1 protein-coding gene is annotated in these 1,128 nt (G+C 68.8%); it reads right to left on the bottom strand.

Annotated features, from left to right (window positions below):
• Positions 1 to 983: glycosyl hydrolase (locus LDL48_RS43205; RefSeq protein ID WP_308016567.1), on the bottom strand; the 983-nt coding region annotated here is incomplete at its 3' end.
• Between the last annotated feature and the right edge of the window lie 145 nt (positions 984 to 1,128).

Genomic DNA, 1,128 nt, shown 5'->3' with positions numbered 1-1,128 from the left:
AGGTTGGCCTTGGTGCCGTCGATGCTGATGTCGCGGTCGCCCTGGTCGTCCTGCTTGGTGTCGAAGTAGACGATCGCCTTGATGTTCGGGCGCTTGGCCAGCTCCGGGAGCACGCTGCGGAAGCCGGGCGACTTGTCGGTGAGCTTGCCGACCCGGTGGTACACGCCCCACTCCGCGACCATCAGCGGCTTGGCCGGGTGCTGCGTGGTGGCCCACTCGTAGAAGCCGGGGCCGCCGTTGGTGGGCTTACGGTCCAGCAGGTCGGCGAACATGCCGTAGTGGTAGTAGCCCTTCTCGGCGGAGACGTACGAGTCCAGGCCCATCCAGTCGACCACGTCGTCACCCGGGTACAGGTCCTTCCACCACGACTGGGACATCCACTTCTCGTTGCCCATGTAGGCCATCACGTTGATCGCGTTGGTGACGCCCTTGGCGCGCAGCCGCTCGACGGTGTGCCGGTACATCGCGGCGAAGTCCCTGGCCTCCCAGCCGGAACCGCGCCGGGCGATCACGTCGTTCTCCGGCTCGTGGTTGAGCACCAGGAAGAACTTCTCCGGGAAGGAGGACTTCACCCGGGCGGCGAACGCGTCGATGCGCTTGTCCTGCTCACCCTTGGCGACCTTCGCCCAGGTCGAGCCGTACGCGATCTTCCAGTTCAGCAGCAGCACCCGCGGGCGCGCGCTGTCCCGGGCCATCGCCATCTCGGAGCGGGTCGGGAAAGCCTCGTCACCCTTGTGGTAGGCGTGGAAGATGCTCGCGGTGCGACCACTGAGGTTCTCCCACTGCTTGAGGGCGGCGTCCCGCGGTGCGGAGGTGAACCCGCCGGCCGCGGCGCCCCACAACACGCCACACGAGGGTACGAGCATCGCATCGGTCACACAGGCGGCCGGGCCGGCGGCCGGCGCGGGCGTCTCGGCCCGGGCGGCGGCGGGCCCGGCGACCGAACCGGCCACGGCGGCGAACACGGCGGTCAGCGAAAGCACGGTCTGGCGAATGGTCGAGCGACGCAAAATTCTGATCCCCCCGGATTTGTCCGGCCTCGTCGTCGGCCGGGCATACGAAGAGATTCGCGGGGGTACGGAGCACCGCCGGTGCCCGCTCGGGTGCCGCCCGGTTGTACCGGACCGG

Source organism: Jidongwangia harbinensis, from assembly GCF_020216025.1.
GTDB classification, from domain to species: Bacteria; Actinomycetota; Actinomycetes; order Mycobacteriales; family Micromonosporaceae; genus Actinoplanes; species Actinoplanes harbinensis.
This window is presented reverse-complemented; position numbering and strand designations above follow the sequence as displayed.